Below are 14,448 nucleotides of genomic sequence, written 5' to 3' on the forward strand. Positions count from 1 at the left end.
AGCCTCCTCAGCTGTTGCGCAGGAAACGGTCCAGTACACGCACGCCGAACTTAAGGGCGTCGACCGGCACCCGCTCGTCCACTCCGTGGAACAGACCGGAGAAGTCGAGGTCCGACGGCAGCTTCAACGGCGCGAAGCCGAAGTTGCGGATGCCGAGCTGCTGGAACGACTTCGCGTCCGTGCCCCCGGAGAGCATGTACGGCAGCACGCGCGCGCCGGGGTCCTCGGCGATGATCGACGCCGTCATCGCGTCGACCAGGGCGCCGTCGAACGTCGTCTCCACCGGCGGCAGGCCGATCCACTCGCGTTCCACGTCCGGCCCGAGGATCTCGGCCAGCTCGCGGTCGAACGCCTCCTCGCGGCCGGGCAGGATCCGGCAGTCCACAGTGGCCTCGGCGGTCGACGGGATGACGTTCGCCTTGTACCCGGCGGACAGCATGGTCGGGTTCGCGGTGTCGCGCAGCGTCGCGCCGATCATCCGCGACAGCGCGCCGAGCTTGCCGATCGAGCCCTCGACGTCGTCGTCGGGGAACTCGAGGCCGGTGATCTCGGTGACGCCGTCGAGGAACTCGCGCACCGACGGCCGGATGATCAGCGGCCACTGGTGCTGGTCGAGCCTCGTCACGGCGGCGGCGAGCTTCGCGACCGCGTTGTCGCGGTGGATCATGCTGCCGTGCCCGGCGGTGCCCTTGACCCGCAGCTTGAGCCAGCGGATGCCCTTCTCGGCGGTCTCGACCAGGTACGCGCGGACGTCGTCCTTCAGCGTGATCGAGAAGCCGCCGACCTCGCTGATCGCCTCGGTGACGCCCTCGAACAGCTCCGGCCGGTTCTCCACCAGCCACTTCGCGCCGTAGAGACCGCCGGCTTCCTCGTCGGCGAGAAACGCGAAGACGATGTCGCGCGGCGGCACGACGTTCTCGCGCTTGAAGTGCCGGGCCAGGGCCAGCGTCATGCCGACCATGTCCTTCATGTCGACGGCGCCGCGGCCCCACACGTAGCCGTCCTGCACCGCGCCGGAGAACGGGTGCACCGACCACTCGGACGCGTCGGCGGGCACGACGTCGAGGTGGCCGTGCACCAGCAGCGCGCCCCGGCTCGGGTCGGCCCCGGCCAGCCGCGCGACGACGTTGCCGCGGCCCTGGGCGCCCGACTCGACGTAGGTGGTCTCGTAGCCGACCTCGGAGAGCTTCTCGGCCACCCACTCGGCGGCCTTGCGCTCCCCCACGACCGTCGCGGGGTCACCCGTGTTCGTCGTGTCGATCCTGATCAGCTCGCTGACGAGCGTGACGACCTCGTCCTCGGCCAGTGCCAGTGCGTTCCCCGTTGTGCTCACCCCGTCTTCCTACCACCCGTCAGAACACAGACCAGCCTGTGGACGTGGTGAAACGGTCCAGCGCGTCCACACCGGCGACGGAGTTGCCGCGTGCGTCGAGGGCGGGGCTCCAGACGCAGATCGCGCACCGGCCGGGAACGACGGCGATGATCCCGCCGCCGACCCCGCTCTTGCCGGGCAGGCCGACGCGGTAGGCGAACTGGCCGGCGGCGTCGTAGGTGCCGCACGTGAGCATGACGGCGTTGACCCGCTTGGCACCGCTGACGTCGAGCAGCCGGGTGCCGTCGTTGCGGACGCCGTGGCGGGCGAGGAAGAGAGTGGCGCGGGCGAGGTCTCGGCAGCTCATCGCGATGGAGCACTGCCGGACGTACTCGTGCACCACGACGTCGACCGGGTTGCGCATGTTGCCGTAGGAGCCCATGAAGTGCGCCAGTGCGCGGTTGCGGTCGGAGTGCTCGAGCTCCGACTTGGCGACCTCGGGGTCGACGCCGATCGCGTCGTTGCCGCTCTCCTGCCGCAGGAAAGCGAGGAGGCGGTCGGCGGCGCCGTGGCCGAGGTGGTCGGTGACGACGAGCGCGCCGGCGTTGATGAACGGGTTGCGCGGGACGCCCTGCTCGGTCTCCAGCTGGACCAGGGAGTTGAACGGCGAGCCGGACGGTTCCCTGCCGACCCGCGTCCACACGTCGTCGTTCTCGGCGAGGGCCAGAGCGAGCGTGAACACCTTGGAGATGCTCTGGATCGAGAACGGCGTCGTGTGGTGCCCCGCGCCGAAGACCTCGCCGTCCAGTGTCGCGACGGCGAGGCCGAAGGCGTGCGGGTCGATCCTGGCGAGCGCGGGGATGTAGTCGGCGACGGCACCCCCTGGCGTGACCTCGGTCGCGATGCGGTCCACCAGTTGCTGGAGCTCCATGCCGCCATCCCATCACGGGACGGGCGTCACGCCACCGGGAACTCGTGGAACTTGGTGACCTGGCCGGGCTTGACGGTGCAGGGGACGTTCACGACCCCGATCCACGTCGGCTCGCCGTTGGCGTAGCGCGGCGTCAGTGCGAGCGAGGCGTTGCCGAGGCTGATCGACGCCGTGCCCGCGTTGGGCAGGGTCAGCGCCGGGAACGTGCCGTTCGCGACCACCTGGAACGAGCCCGAGTTCGGCACCGCGGTGTTCGGGATGGCCAGCGTCGCCGTGAGGTTCTGCACGGAGGCGCCGATGGTCACGGTGACAGGCGTGGTCAGCGTTCCGTCGACGGACCGCCCGCCGATCCACCACAGCGTGTTGCGGACGTCGTCGGACACCGTCGTGGTGACCGTCGTCGTGGACGGCGCGGTCGGCACGCCGACGGCGGCGGAGTCCGGCACGTCGGGAGAGCTGACCACGGACGGCATGTCGTGCGTGCCGGCGATCGAGAACTGGCACGAGTAGGTGATGCTCAGCGTGGCGACCGCGGCGGAGCTCGTGCCGGCCGTCGTGACGCCCAGCGCTCCGGCAACCAGAACGACGGCGGCGACGCGCGCGAAAAGTCCGGTCTTCATGTGCAGGGACCTCCTGAGTACGACATTGAACTGCAAGAAGGCGGTGTTGCTTTACTCGCCAGTAAAGTAACCGCGCCGCATTCCGGGAGGCAAGCGAAAACCGGCTTTTGTCATCCGCGTGCGAATTGCGTTCCGACGATTTGTCAGTCGCGCCGCAACAAATAGTGCGCCCGCAGCGCGAGTTCGAGGGTGAACCTCTCCCCCGCGTCGTGCAAACGGTCGCCGAACAGTTCCTCCAACTGGTTCACGCGGTAGCGGACGGTCTGCGGATGCACCTGCAGCCGCGCGGCCACCTCGGGCGCGCCGCCGCGGGCCGAGAGCCAGACCAGCAGCGTCTCGGCGAGCTTCGTCCGCTGCCGGTCGGTCAGCGGCGCGAGCGGCGCCAGTGCCCGTTCGGCGAGCTGCCGGGCCAGGAACTCGTCGGCGAGCACGGTCAGTTCGACCAGGTGGTCGGCGCTGTCCAGGACGGGCTGGTCCGGCAGCACCTTCTCCCTGCTCAGCGCCAGGACGCGGCGGGCGCAGGCCAGTGACGTGCGGGCCTGCGCGGGCGCCACCGGCAGCCCGACCGCAGCCCGCCAGCCCGGCAGCGCGGTGCGCAGCCAGCGCGTGACCGCGACGGGGTTCGGCACGAGCAGGTACGGGGAGGCGTCCTCGAAGTCGACCAGCACGTCGGCCGGCAGGTCGTCGGCGGGGGCGGCGGACGGCTCCAGCGCCACGGCGGCCAGCCGCTCCGGCATGGGCCAGGCCGCCGCCCGTGCCGCGTCCAGCACCGCCTGCCAGTTGCTCGTCGGGTCGGCGACGAGCAACTCCATCAGCTTGCGCCGCTTGCGTTCCAGCGTGCCGGCCGCACTGGCCTGCGCGGCCGCGTACCCCTCGACGGACAGGCTGACGAGCTCGTCGACGTGGGCGATCATCGCCTCGCCCAGCACCGACATGAGCCGCAGCGACAGCTCGCGCCGCTCGGCGAACCCGCACACGTGCCGCCACGCCACCCGCGCGCCGATGCGGTAGGCGGCCTGCAGGCTGTCGAGGCTGCGGCCGGACTGGAACTCCCACGCGCCGAGCTTGCGGTGGATGTCGTCGTGCGGGTCCGGTTCGGCCTCCGGTTCCGCGATCATGTCGACGAACTTCACCAGGGCCTGCCGAATGCCGTGGACGACGTTCTCGCGGAACTCGCTGTATTCCGGAATGGCTTTCTCGATGGCGTCGACAATGCTCACCGAAACAGGCGCGACCTCGCTGCGGAGCAGCGGCGCCAGCTCGTGCGGGACAGATCTGCGCGGATCGTCCAGCGGAGTCATCCTGGCGAGTGTAGAAGGAAAACGAAACCGGGTCGTTCAGCCAACCGGACCAAGTGGTTCACAGGAAGAACAGCCGTGCGACGGCATCGCGCGCCACCAGGAAACCGGCGATGCCGAGAACCCAGCCCGTCGCACTCGCGCCCTTCTCGGCGAACCACGTGCTGATCCGCGTGAGAACCGGGTCGAGCCTGGTCCCGAGCGCGAGCCGCGCGCCGAGCAGGACGAGTGCCGGCACGATCATGACCAGGCAGTACCCGGCCAGCAGCAGCCCGATCTCGGCCGGCCGCAGGTCCGCGGCGCTCATCATGCCGATCGCGCCGAGGTACGGCAGCATCGTCGCGAGCTCCACGACACCGGCCAGCAGCGCGACCCCCGCGAGCGCCGGCGTCGAGCCGCCGAGCCGGTTCTGCCACTTGCCCGTGTCCGTCTTCTTCTTGCTGTCGAACCGGAAGCTGACCGCGAACAGCGCCACCCCGATCACCAGCTGGACCCAGTACGCGACCGGGTTGTCGAGGTGCCCGACCAGTTTGGTCGCGCCGAGCACGATCAGCATGCCGACCGCGAAGTAGAAGACCGTGATCGTGCCGAGGTAGACCGCGAACCTGCCCGGTTTCAGCCGCCCCGGCGTCAGCATCAGCCAGATCGGGATGAACAACGTCCCGATGCTCGTCGAGTCGAGCAGCGCCAGTCCCGCCAGCGCAGCCACCAGCCCCAGTGTCATGCATCCCCCCGTTTTAGTACGTTCGTGAGATTACCAGCTCTCGCAGGTGGCGCAGGGAGTTTCCGAGGTGATCGGGACCGAACGGCGGGAACCCGATGATGGCGCGGCGCTCCTCGTTCACCTCAGACCAGTCGTAGGTGAGCGTCACCTCGGACGTCTCCGGCCCGGTCCGCACGAGGTCGTAGCGCCAGACCCAGCCGCCGAGCACCAGTTCGCCCTCGTCCGTCTCGTAGCCGGTCAGCCAGCCGATCACGCTCGGCTCCTCGAGGACCTCGACCCTGTTGGCGGTCCGGTAGTCGCCGTCGGGGTGGCCGTCGTGGTGCATGGCCATCCGGAACACCTGGCCGGCCCTCGTCAACGGTTCCCGGTCGACGACGCCCTGGGCCCAGCCGGTGCCGTCGATCGCGGCGTGGCTCGCCGGGTCCGCCAGCACCGCGAACACCCGCTCGGCGGCTGCGGGGAAGCTGAGCGTCGCACTGACCTGGTCCATGATCTCTCCTCCGGTTGTCCTGCTGTGGCTGCCTCGACCACACGTCGAACGGGGAGCGCGCTTTTCGACCCGCATGACATCTGTCATGGGGAACTGGTGTGGTGGCGCACTGCCGCGGGGCCGTTGGCGCCGACATCGTTGAAGCATGACAGCGATCGAGGTGCGCGAGCTGACTCGCCGCTACAGCGGTGGGTTCGAGGCCGTGCGAGGGGTGTCGTTCGAGGTCGAGCGGGGCGAGATGTTCGCGTTGCTCGGCACGAACGGAGCGGGGAAGACGTCGACGGTGGAGGTCGTGGAGGGGCTTTCCCGCCCGGCGGAGGGGACCGTGCGGGTGCTGGGCCACGACCCGTTCAGCGAGCGCGCCATCGTGCGGCCGCGGGTGGGCGTGATGCTGCAGGAGGGCGGGTTTCCACCGGACCTGACCGTCGCCGAGGCCACCCGGATGTGGGCGGGAACGCTGACGACGGCGCGTCCGGTCGACGAGGCGCTGGCGTTGGTCGACCTGACGCACCGGGCGTCGGTGCGGGTGAAGCAGCTGTCCGGCGGCGAACGGCGCCGGCTGGACCTGGCGCTGGCGTTGCTGGGCAAGCCGGAGGTGTTGTTCCTCGACGAGCCGACCACGGGCCTCGACCCGGAGAGCCGGCGCAACACGTGGGAGCTGATCCGGTCGCTGCTGCTCGAGGGCGTGACGGTGCTGCTGACGACGCACTACCTGGAGGAGGCGCAGGCGTTGGCCGACCGGCTGGCGATCATGCACCGCGGCCGGATCGTCGCGCAGGGAACGGTGTCCGAGGTCGTGGACGCGTACCCGTCACGCATCTCGTTCGTGCCGCCGCCCGGCGTGTCGCTGCCGTTCGTCGCCGACTCGGACTCGTCGGGACGCATGACCGTGCGGACCAACGACCTGCAGCGGACGTTGCACGAGCTCTTGGCGTGGGCTCATCAGAGCGGGGTCGAGCTGTCCGGTTTGGACGCTCGTTCGGCGTCCCTCGAGGAGGCGTTCCTCGCGATCGCGGAGGAGGCGGCATGAGGGCCGTGGCTGTCGGGCAGGCGGAGCTGAAGCTGTTCTGGCGCAACAAGACCGCGCTGTTCAACTCTCTCGTGCTGCCGTTGTTGCTCATCCCGGTGCTGGTCTCGGTGGACGCCGAGGGGGTGCCGCTGGTGGTGGGCTTGATCGGATTCGCGCTGATCATGGCGGTGTACTACAACCTCGTCACCACGTTCGTCGCCCGTCGCGAGGAGCTGGTGCTCAAGCGGCTGCGCGTCGGTGAGCTGACCGACCCGGAGATCCTGCTGGGCGCGTCCCTGCCGTCCGTCGTGGTGGCACTGGGGCAGATGGCGTTGTTCGCGGCGATCGTCGGCGTGATCACCGGCGTCGACCTGCCGTCCCGCCCGTGGTTCATCCTGCTCGCCGTGGCGGGCGGCGTGGTGGTGTTCGCCCTGCTGGCGGCGGCGTCGTCGGCGTTCACCCGCACGGTGGAGATGGCCCAGGTGACGTCACTGCCGGTGCTGATGGCGTGCATCCTCGGCTCGGGCCTGATGTTCCCGCTGTCGATCCTGCCGGACAACCTCCAGCAGGTGCTCCGCTTCCTGCCCCTGACCCCGGTGCTGGACCTGCTCCGCGCCGCCTGGCAGGACGGCCCCGTGCTGCGCCCCACGATCGTCCTCGCCGCGTGGATCGTCCTCGGCACCTACGCTGTACGACGCTGGTTCCGCTGGGACCCCCGGAGGTGATCTTGCTCGACTGGTGGCGGTCCCGCGGCAACGCGGCGCGGTTCGACCTGTTCGTCCGCGCCACGTTCTACCTGGCCTACCTGTGCCTGCCACCGTTCCTGATCCTCGCGATGGCGAACGAGATCAGCACCGCCGGCGTCGTCACGGCGTCGGCGGCGGTGCTCGTCCACGTCGTCCTCAGCGTCCGCCTGGCCCACCTCGGCATCGAGAACTACCTGGGCAGGACCACGTTCCCCGGCAAGTTGCTGGCGATCTTCCTGGCGTACACGACCGCGGTCCTGGTCACCGCCGAACTGGCCTACCCGCTCCCGTCGGGCGACTCCCCCGACAGCCCGGCCGACGGCATCGCGGTGATGTTCCTGGCCCTGACCATCACCACCCTCTCCGCGCTGCGGCCCATCCGACCGCTGCTCGTGGTGACGCCGCTGACGTGCCTGTTCCTGTTTCTGACCGCCCCGATGGGCCATGCCCTGGCGTCGAGCATCATGCTGACGTTCCTGGCCTTCGCCTTCCGCAGCACGCTGTGGATGCTCGGCCTGGTCTGGGAGCTCGACCACAGCCGCGAGATCCGGGCCAACCTGGCCGTCGCCGAAGAACGCCTCCGCTTCGCCCGCGACCTGCACGACGTGGTGGGCCGCAACCTCTCCGCCGTGGCCCTGAAAGCCGACCTGGCAGCCCAACTGGCGCGCCGCGGCCGTGAGTCGGCCATCGACGAGATGCTCGAAGTCCGCCGCATAGCCCAAGATTCGCTGGACGAGCTCCGCGCCGTCGTGAGCGGCTACCGAACAGCCGACCTCTCCGCCGAACTGGCCGGCGCCCGCTCACTGCTGGCGTCCGCCGGCATCGACTGCCGTGTGATCGGCGACGTGACGTTCGAAGGCGAACCGGCAGGCGCTCTGGGCTGGGCCGTGCGCGAGGGCGTGACCAACGTCCTGCGCCACAGCAAGGCCAGCACGTGCACGATCACGTTGCGCGGCAAGACCTTGACCATGTCCAACGACGGCGCCACCTCGTCCGACCTCCGCTACGGCAGCGGCCTGACGGGCCTGCGGGAACGCTTCACGGCCCTCGGCGGCTCCGTGACCGCCACCCCAGAAGCTCCCAACCGCTTCGTCCTCACCGTGGAGCTCCCGTGATCCGCATCCTCCTGGCCGACGACGAACACCTCATCCGCGGCGCCATGGCAGCCCTGCTGTCGCTGGAAGACGACCTCGAGGTGGTCGCCCAAGCCGCCACCGGCGCCGAAGCCCTGGCCACCGCCCGAGCCGTCCGCCCCGACGTGGCCGTGATCGACCTGCAGATGCCAGACCTCGACGGCGTATCGGTGGCCCAGTCCCTGTCCACCGACCTCCCCACGTGCGGCACCATGATCGTCACCAGCCACGGCCGCCCAGGCCACCTGAAACGAGCCCTGGCAGCAGGCGTACGAGGCTTCCTCCCCAAAACCGTCTCGTCCGACGTCCTGGCCACAGTCGTCCGCACAGTCCACTCAGGCGGCCGCTACGTAGACCCGGCCTTGGCCGCCGAGGCAATCAGCGCCGGCGACAGCCCCCTGACACCCCGCGAAGCCGACGTCCTGGAACTGGCCCTGGAAGGCGCCCCGGTGGACGAAATCGCCCGCCGAGCCTCCCTCTCCCCAGGAACCGTCCGCAACTACCTCTCCTCAGCCGTGGGCAAAACCGGCGCCTCGAACCGCCACGAAGCAGCCCGCTACGCCCGCGCCAAGGGCTGGATCTAGCTCCGCCACCACCACAACACCCTTGTGGCGTAGAACGTCAACCACTTGGACGACTCGCCTTCCGGCACGTCGATCTCAAACCACACCCGCCCAGGATGCCGCCCAGCCTGCAACCAGGTCCCGTCCTCCTGCCGGGCAGCCTCGATCATCTTGATGGCGCCGGCCATCCGCGGATCTCTGGTGTCAGCCGCCCGGAAGTAGTCCATGGCGTTGAGCACGCTGTACCCCCACCGAAACGGCGACCGGAACTTCCCGACCCACTCCCCCACAACCTCCTGAGTGGACAGCCGCTTGTAGAGCTTCCTCTCCAGCAGGTACTCGTCCCCACGCTTCCTGGCAGCCTTGGTCGCCTCAGTCCCGCCGGTGGCCGTTTCGTACGCCAGCAACCCCTTCAACGAGTTGAGCGTCGAGTGAAACGACGACCGCGTCGACCCCTCGACCCACTCGCAGTTCCACCCGCCATCAGCCAACTGATGGTCAACAAACCACTGCGCATTGCTCGCCACATCGACCCCGAGCCACACCCCGTTGGCCAACGTCCACGAGTTGATGCAGCAGTCCACCTCCCCACCCCAGTAGGGCAGGTCGTCGTACTCCCACCGACACCCGGCCTCGAGCAACTCGACAGTCCGCCGCTGTGTGAGCACCTCCGCATCAACCCCCCACTCCCGCAGGGAGTTCAACGACCAGGTGGTAGCCGTCCACGGCTGCCCCTCCTCCTTGCCGTCGAACCCGGCAGGAAAGAAGGCCCCACCTGCCCACATCCCATCGCTGCCCTGCTCGGCCAACAGCCGAGCCCCAAACCCCTCACAGGCAACCCGCGCCCGCGTCGCCTGCCAAACCTCAGCCGGCTCCCCCACAAGATCCCGCTCCACCTGCCACCGCAAGGCAGGATCGGAGTCGAGCAACCACCCAGTCAACTCATCCACAGCCGGACCCTAACCCGCCACCCAACCCCTCACCAGCACAAACACCAGTAGACGCCCCCGATTTTGGCGCGCGCCGACGATCATGTAACCTATGCACACACCACGGCGAGAGCCGAGGCAGAACTGAATACGTCCGGGTGGCGGAATGGCAGACGCGCTAGCTTGAGGTGCTAGTCCCCGAAAGGGGGTGGGGGTTCAAGTCCCCCCTCGGACACCAGCGTTATTCACCCCCACGGGGTTGATGGAGACATCAGCTTCGTGGGGGTTTTGCTTATACCGGACTTGCAGGTCTATCGCCTCGTACAGCTCTTCCAACCTCGTTGGCGCGCTGCCTCTCAGTGCCGCGCTGACATCCCCTATCGAGTCGATCGCCGCGTAGATCTCGGCGACGTCCACCTCCACCGGTGCTGGGACATTGTCCAGGGCCGCCCGTGACGCGAGCCGCTCGGCTTGCGCCTCGTTGATCGCTTCGACCAGCGCCGCGGGGTCCACGCCGGCCATGATGGCGTTCTGGAACCTGGTCAGTTTGGCGTCAGCTTCAGCGAGTCGCTTCTTCGCAGCGTCACGACCGATCTGGATGACCGGCTCTTGCGAATCCATCAAGGCGGCAACGGTCCGATCGCGGTTCTTCCGATCGAAGACATGTCCTAGCCAGCCATTCACCGCGTCCTGAAGAGCGTCCTCTCTCAAATAGACCGCGCCAGGATGCGACGCGAGCACGGGAGAACCCGGAGCCAACGTGCGCGCAGGACACCGGTAATACATCGCCTTCTTACGCGGGCTGCCCTCCATCTTCCGTCCGCAGATGCAACACCGGATGCGACCGCGGAACAGGTAGCGGTGTTTCAGCGCACGCCCCGACCGCTCCGTCTTCCGCGCGCTCCGCAAGCTCCCTTTCGACTTCCGCAGAAGCTGGGCAGCCGTGAAGTCCTCAATCTCCACGATCTTCGGGTGCGCAGGATTACGCGACCGGACCACTCGATCCGGACTGGCCTTCCGAAACCGCACCACGTGACCAGCCGACACGTCGTCAGGGTCGAGCAGCGTCTCGAACTTCGTAGAGCGACCGAAGAACGCACAGCCGGTATAGCGAGGGTTCTCCACGATCGCCCGCACCGTGCTGCCCTGCCAACCATCGCCGGGCCGATGCTTGTTCTGATCCGGCCGGCGCGCGGACGGGCACAGAATCCGGTCACGGTTGAGCCCGTTGGCAATGGCCCGATCACCCATGCCGCTCAAGTACTCGGCAAAGATGCGCTGAACGACCCATGCGGACTCGTCATCGATCGCGAGCACGCGCAACCGGTAGCCCTCCGCTGACTTGCGCGGGTTCGGGTGCGGACCGCCGTCGACCGTGACATACCCGTACGGCGCTCGGCCGCCCTGGTGGCGTCCCTCGTTGAGAACCTGCGTGTCCATCGCAGCCCGAACGCGAGCCTGGACGTGCTGGCGCTCGGACTCACTCATGCCACCGAGCACGCTCATCAGCATCTTGTGCGACGGGTTACGCGGGTTGTACTTCCCGCCCAGCTCCGGCACCCACAGGTCAACGCCGTATGCCTCGAACCGAGGAGCGATCAACGAGAACTGGTTGCCGAACCAACACCTCGTCCCCTCCCCCACCACGACGGCATTCCAACCACGGTGCGGGTTCTTCAGCGCTGCCAGCAACCGTGAGGCTTCGTCTCGCCGTTCCCACGGCACGGACCGCGACTTTCCGACGTCGAAGAACTCCTCAACGATCCGACCACCCAACGGCCCGACGAACTTGTCCGCGTTGCCGAACTGCCAGCCGCGCGACGTCTCGGGGTCCTGGTTGTCCTCAGTCGAGCACCGGCCGTAGCCCGCTACCGGACCGATGCCGTCCTCCACGACTTCGCTGACCTCGATGCCCCACAAGTCATCGAGCGTCGCCCACGGGTCTCGGCTGATTTCAACAGTCATCGCACCTCCCTCCCGGAGGCCCGTTCAGGGCCTCCGCCTCGCTCAGCTCGAACAGGATGCCTAGCAGTATGCGGCTTACTCGCCTGGTGAGAATAGGCAGCTCCGCCGGAAGATTGACCTTCAGCTCTCCGCGTTCCGGATCATCGCCGGTCATAGCTGGTCCACGGCAGGCAGACTCGATGAGCCGATTTCAACAATCGCAGCCCGAATGTCCACCGTCAGGTAGCCGCGGACCCGCCGCGTGCCCTCTTCCTCCTGGACGTACTGCCTTGTGGGTCGGCAACCAAGGTCGCCCATGTCTTTCGCGAACGTCGTCGGCTCGACGTTCAGCACGTCCACCAGCTCGGCCGTGGGCACGAACTCCCGCTCGTCCAGCCCATCTCCGAGGTACTCGACAACCGCAGCCAACGGCTCCGGCAGCTCGATCTCGTCAAGGCTCGCTCCGCTGATCTCCCGCGCGACCTCAGCACGATGGACCAACGGCGTCTCCTGACCTGCGGCCTGCCCGGTCAACGTGCCTTCGGTCTCGCGGAGCGCGCGACCTCGTTCGCAGATAGCTCGCCAGTCCTCGTTGGGCATGTAGAACGTCCGCACAGTCAGCGCGAGCACATCGGCCCCAGCCTGCGTCTCTCCGTCCGGCCGCAGGATGCCGACGCCCTTGTGCGACGGAAGCAACCGACTGCTGTCGTACCCGCGGGTGTTCATCTGCTCCCCGAGGACGATGTTGCTGTCCCGCCAATCCATGACCCGCAACGCGAACCGCGACCCGAGCACCGCCCGCAACTTCGACGGAATCGTGTTGCTGTCCGGCCGCTGCGTAGCGAGCACCAGCACCAGCCCCGCAGCCGGCGCCTTCTTCGCGAGCCACGTCAGAAGCTCGCCGATCTGCTCCCCTGCCGTGAGCTTCTTCCCCTGCACCACAACAGGAGTGCGATCCTCCAGTGCAATGTGGACCTCGTCGACAACCAGCGCCGTAATCGGCATGTCCAGCGACGGATCACGCGACATGAACGGCGTCACCTTCGACTCTGGACACGTCACGTCGTCCAGGTCCTGCATCCGCCGATACCGCCGCTGAACGTCCGCGACCAGCTCAACGAGCCAGTCCAGGAACGCCAACACGTGCTCACTGTCGTCACCGGCCATGAACCGGTGTGCGACCTGCTCCGCTGCCTGCCAGTCCTTCCCGTTCTTGAAGTCGGCGACGTACAGCCGTGCGTACGGATCGAGGATGAGCCCCGCCGCAGCCAACCGTTCGGCCATCGTCTTGCCCTGTCGAGGAATCGCGCCGATCAGTACCGACGTCCACACCAACGGCAGGTCAATTCGCCGTCCACGCGCATCGGTTCCGAACGGCACTGGTCGCCACGCGTCCCATCGTTCGACCGCGAGCAGCGGCGTTCCGATCGGCGGTGAGGCGTACGGGTCCTCATCGGCCACCCACATCGCCACGCGTCCGGCATGGCCGCCATTGCCACGCACACGTTCGACGCTGAGCTGGATCTCGTCGACCGCCAGCGCCGACGCCAGGTCCTCCCGATGCTTCACGACGTCGGCAGCCTTGCGCGTGGCTGGCAGGTCCACCGTGATCGCCCAACCAGCACCCTGCCGAGACGCCCGCTCGACCAGCCGAAGCGACTCGTCCTTCCCGATCAGCTTGGCATCCCGGAACGCGTCGACCAGTACCTGGGAGTCCATCGTCCACGTCAGTGTGCGTGGCCCGGCGAGCACGGACTTCCGACCTGGTGAGCCGTCCTTCGCCCGTCCAACGATCGCCAGCACGGCCGCGCCGATACCTCCAACGCTCCACAACACCAAGTCGCCGTAGAGCACCCAGGCCACCGTGATCACCGCACCGCCAGCAAGCAGCACGGTTCCGGTGACCTTCCACCGGAACAACGTCAACGCGCGGATCTCAACGAACTTGTCCGCCAGCTTTTCCGATTGCTCGGCAGCGTCGCGGTAGTCCCGCACCCGAACCCAGTTCCGCCAGCCACGCGCCGCAACCACCAAGCCACGACCAACCGCACTCGTGCACCGAAACGGAGCCCGAAGGACCCACGCGAGCGCATCCTTTGCGGTGAGCTTCAACGCCTCCCGAGACTTCAGCGCCGGAGGCACAGCACGCGAGTAACGCCAGGTCGTCTCGATCCGCCGGACGAGCGCCTCACGCTCGTCGACCAGTTCCCCTTCGATGACCTGCTCCGCAGGCACCAGCTCACCGGTCATCGCTGGTCCCCGTTCAGCTCGGCTGCCAGCTTCGAGGACAGCCCGCGTGAACACCCCGTGACTTCACGAACCCAGGCCGGCGAGACCTTGGCGCTCGACTTCCGAGCCTTGCGCGCCACCGCCATGTACTCAGCGAACGACGTCCGCGGAGCGGGTGCCACGGCCTCCACCGTGGCACCCGCAGCGGTTCCAAGGCTGTCCCGCAGGTCCGTCACAGCCTCAGCAGCGACGAACACAACGAGCGGCGGCACCGAGTGCAACACCACGAGCGCCGCAGACCCGGCCACGAACGCACTCCAGGTGTTCATGACGTACGTAGCCCCGAGCGTGAACCACTTCGCAGCCCGCACCCATCCACCAAGCCGCACCCCGGGGGGGGAAGGCGCCCGCTTTGGGCGGGGGGGAGGCAAAAGCACCAACGAAACCCCCCGGTTTCAAAAACCCGCCACCAAACAGGGCAAAGAACACACCCCCCCACCCCCCACCCCGGACCGTTGGA

At 68.1% G+C, this 14,448-nt stretch carries 14 protein-coding genes and 1 tRNA gene; 5 read left to right on the plus strand and 10 right to left on the minus strand.

Features of this window, described 5'->3' with window-relative positions; genetic code table 11:
* Positions 1-7: 7 nt before the first annotated feature.
* From ACFWV3_RS02620 to ACFWV3_RS02645, 6 genes are all read right to left on the minus strand, one after another.
* On the minus strand, positions 8-1,333 hold the full coding sequence (locus ACFWV3_RS02620; protein ID WP_382407424.1) for a M20/M25/M40 family metallo-hydrolase: 1,326 nt from the start codon (positions 1,331-1,333) through the stop codon (positions 8-10).
* Positions 1,334-1,352: 19 nt separating this feature from the next.
* A complete protein-coding gene (locus ACFWV3_RS02625) occupies positions 1,353-2,243 on the minus strand; it encodes a glutaminase (protein ID WP_382407426.1) in 891 nt (296 codons plus the stop codon).
* A 26-nt stretch (positions 2,244-2,269) separates the two neighbouring features.
* Positions 2,270-2,863, minus strand: a complete 594-nt coding sequence (locus ACFWV3_RS02630; protein ID WP_382407428.1) for a DUF6801 domain-containing protein — start codon at positions 2,861-2,863, stop codon at positions 2,270-2,272.
* Positions 2,864-3,006: 143 nt separating this feature from the next.
* Complete coding sequence (locus ACFWV3_RS02635; protein ID WP_382407430.1) at positions 3,007-4,164, minus strand: PucR family transcriptional regulator; 1,158 nt, start codon at positions 4,162-4,164, stop codon at positions 3,007-3,009.
* A gap of 58 nt (positions 4,165-4,222) precedes the next feature.
* Positions 4,223-4,885, minus strand: a complete 663-nt coding sequence (locus ACFWV3_RS02640) for a GAP family protein (protein ID WP_382407432.1) — start codon at positions 4,883-4,885, stop codon at positions 4,223-4,225.
* 13 nt (positions 4,886-4,898) lie between these two features.
* Positions 4,899-5,375, minus strand: a complete 477-nt coding sequence (locus ACFWV3_RS02645) for a polyketide cyclase (protein ID WP_382407434.1) — start codon at positions 5,373-5,375, stop codon at positions 4,899-4,901.
* Positions 5,376-5,520: 145 nt separating this feature from the next.
* Here ACFWV3_RS02645 and ACFWV3_RS02650 point away from each other — a divergent pair, with 145 nt between their 5' ends.
* The 4 genes from ACFWV3_RS02650 to ACFWV3_RS02665 are packed head-to-tail and all read left to right on the plus strand — an operon-like array spanning position 5,521 to position 8,847.
* Entirely contained in the window at positions 5,521-6,405 is an 885-nt protein-coding gene (locus tag ACFWV3_RS02650; RefSeq protein ID WP_382407436.1) for an ABC transporter ATP-binding protein, read from the plus strand.
* On the plus strand, positions 6,402-7,109 hold the full coding sequence (locus ACFWV3_RS02655) for an ABC transporter permease (protein WP_382407438.1): 708 nt from the start codon (positions 6,402-6,404) through the stop codon (positions 7,107-7,109). Before ACFWV3_RS02650 ends, ACFWV3_RS02655 begins: the two co-directional genes overlap by 4 nt.
* A complete protein-coding gene (locus tag ACFWV3_RS02660) occupies positions 7,106-8,245 on the plus strand; it encodes a sensor histidine kinase (RefSeq protein ID WP_382407440.1) in 1,140 nt (379 codons plus the stop codon). The genes ACFWV3_RS02655 and ACFWV3_RS02660 overlap by 4 nt, the downstream gene beginning before the upstream one ends.
* Positions 8,242-8,847, plus strand: a complete 606-nt coding sequence (locus ACFWV3_RS02665) for a response regulator (RefSeq protein ID WP_382407443.1) — start codon at positions 8,242-8,244, stop codon at positions 8,845-8,847. Before ACFWV3_RS02660 ends, ACFWV3_RS02665 begins: the two co-directional genes overlap by 4 nt.
* Here ACFWV3_RS02665 and ACFWV3_RS02670 read toward each other — a convergent pair.
* A complete protein-coding gene (locus ACFWV3_RS02670) occupies positions 8,844-9,776 on the minus strand; it encodes a squalene cyclase (protein WP_382407445.1) in 933 nt (310 codons plus the stop codon). The two genes, ACFWV3_RS02665 and ACFWV3_RS02670, sit on opposite strands and share 4 nt — an antisense overlap.
* 131 nt (positions 9,777-9,907) lie before the next feature.
* Here ACFWV3_RS02670 and ACFWV3_RS02675 point away from each other — a divergent pair.
* Positions 9,908-9,993 (plus strand) — tRNA-Leu (locus tag ACFWV3_RS02675).
* On the opposite strand, the gene ACFWV3_RS02680 is transcribed toward ACFWV3_RS02675, so the two are convergent.
* The 3 genes from ACFWV3_RS02680 to ACFWV3_RS02690 form a co-directional block, all read right to left on the minus strand.
* A complete protein-coding gene (locus ACFWV3_RS02680) occupies positions 9,972-11,720 on the minus strand; it encodes a recombinase family protein (protein WP_382407447.1) in 1,749 nt (582 codons plus the stop codon). The genes ACFWV3_RS02675 and ACFWV3_RS02680 overlap by 22 nt on opposite strands.
* 150 nt (positions 11,721-11,870) lie before the next feature.
* On the minus strand, positions 11,871-13,949 hold the full coding sequence (locus tag ACFWV3_RS02685; protein ID WP_382407449.1) for a cell division protein FtsK: 2,079 nt from the start codon (positions 13,947-13,949) through the stop codon (positions 11,871-11,873).
* Positions 13,946-14,299 (minus strand): hypothetical protein, encoded by a 354-nt coding sequence (locus ACFWV3_RS02690; protein ID WP_382407451.1) that lies wholly within the window; start codon positions 14,297-14,299, stop codon positions 13,946-13,948. The genes ACFWV3_RS02685 and ACFWV3_RS02690 overlap by 4 nt, the downstream gene beginning before the upstream one ends.
* Positions 14,300-14,448 lie beyond the last annotated feature (149 nt).

Source organism: Lentzea sp. NPDC059081, assembly GCF_042738015.1.
Taxonomy (GTDB): Bacteria; Actinomycetota; Actinomycetes; order Mycobacteriales; family Pseudonocardiaceae; genus Lentzea.

Excerpts from the sequence above, each read along its gene's own strand:
- ACFWV3_RS02625 (WP_382407426.1), bottom strand. The coding sequence starts at position 2,243 with ATGGAGCTCCAGCAACTGGTGGACCGCATCGCGACCGAGGTCACGCCA.
- ACFWV3_RS02630 (WP_382407428.1), bottom strand. The coding sequence starts at position 2,863 with ATGAAGACCGGACTTTTCGCGCGCGTCGCCGCCGTCGTTCTGGTTGCC.
- ACFWV3_RS02635 (WP_382407430.1), bottom strand. The coding sequence starts at position 4,164 with ATGACTCCGCTGGACGATCCGCGCAGATCTGTCCCGCACGAGCTGGCG.
- ACFWV3_RS02640 (WP_382407432.1), bottom strand. The coding sequence starts at position 4,885 with ATGACACTGGGGCTGGTGGCTGCGCTGGCGGGACTGGCGCTGCTCGAC.
- ACFWV3_RS02645 (WP_382407434.1), bottom strand. The coding sequence starts at position 5,375 with ATGGACCAGGTCAGTGCGACGCTCAGCTTCCCCGCAGCCGCCGAGCGG.
- ACFWV3_RS02650 (WP_382407436.1), top strand. The coding sequence starts at position 5,521 with ATGACAGCGATCGAGGTGCGCGAGCTGACTCGCCGCTACAGCGGTGGG.
- ACFWV3_RS02655 (WP_382407438.1), top strand. The coding sequence starts at position 6,402 with ATGAGGGCCGTGGCTGTCGGGCAGGCGGAGCTGAAGCTGTTCTGGCGC.
- ACFWV3_RS02680 (WP_382407447.1), bottom strand. The coding sequence starts at position 11,720 with ATGACTGTTGAAATCAGCCGAGACCCGTGGGCGACGCTCGATGACTTG.
- ACFWV3_RS02685 (WP_382407449.1), bottom strand. The coding sequence starts at position 13,949 with ATGACCGGTGAGCTGGTGCCTGCGGAGCAGGTCATCGAAGGGGAACTG.